Origin of the sequence: Streptomyces sp. A1136, assembly GCF_004795055.1 — a bacterium.
Classification (GTDB): domain Bacteria; phylum Actinomycetota; class Actinomycetes; order Streptomycetales; family Streptomycetaceae; genus Streptomyces.
In genome coordinates, this window is record NZ_SSBJ01000274.1 from 1 (window position 1) to 579 (window position 579).

Annotated in this window: 1 protein-coding gene; it reads left to right on the forward strand. The window is 77.4% G+C overall.

Features of this window, described 5'->3' with window-relative positions; genetic code table 11:
• The coding region (locus tag E6R62_RS38545) for a putative protein N(5)-glutamine methyltransferase (protein ID WP_136218016.1) at positions 1–579 on the forward strand (579 nt) is incomplete at both ends.

The window sequence follows — 579 nt, forward strand, 5'->3', positions numbered from 1 at the left end:
CGCATCGCCGTGGACCCCGGCGTGTTCGTACCCCGCCGCCGCACCGAGTTCCTGATCCGCCAGGCGGTCGCCCTCGCCCCCGAACCGGCCGTCGTCGTGGACCTGTGCTGCGGCTCGGGCGCGCTCGGCGCCGCGCTCGCCGCCGCCCTGGACCGCGTCGAACTCCACGCCGCCGACGTCGAGCCCGCCGCCGTACGCTGCGCCCGGCGCAACATCGGGGACCGCGGCGAGGTCTACGAGGGCGACCTCTTCGCCCCGCTGCCCGGCTCCCTGCGCGGGCGCGTCGACGTGCTGCTCGCCAACGTGCCGTACGTACCGACCGAGGACGTCGCCCTGCTGCCCGCCGAGGCGCGCGTCCACGAACCGCTCGTCGCGCTCGACGGCGGCGGCGACGGCCTCGACGTCCTGCGCCGGGTCGCCGCCGAGGCCCCCCGCTGGCTGGCCCCCGGCGGCAGCCTCCTGGTCGAGACGAGCGAACGGCAGGCGGAACGCGCCGCCCGGGTCATCGGCGACAGCGGGCTCGTCCCACGCGTCGTCTCCTGCGACGAGCTGTACGCCACCGTCGTGATGGGGGCCCGG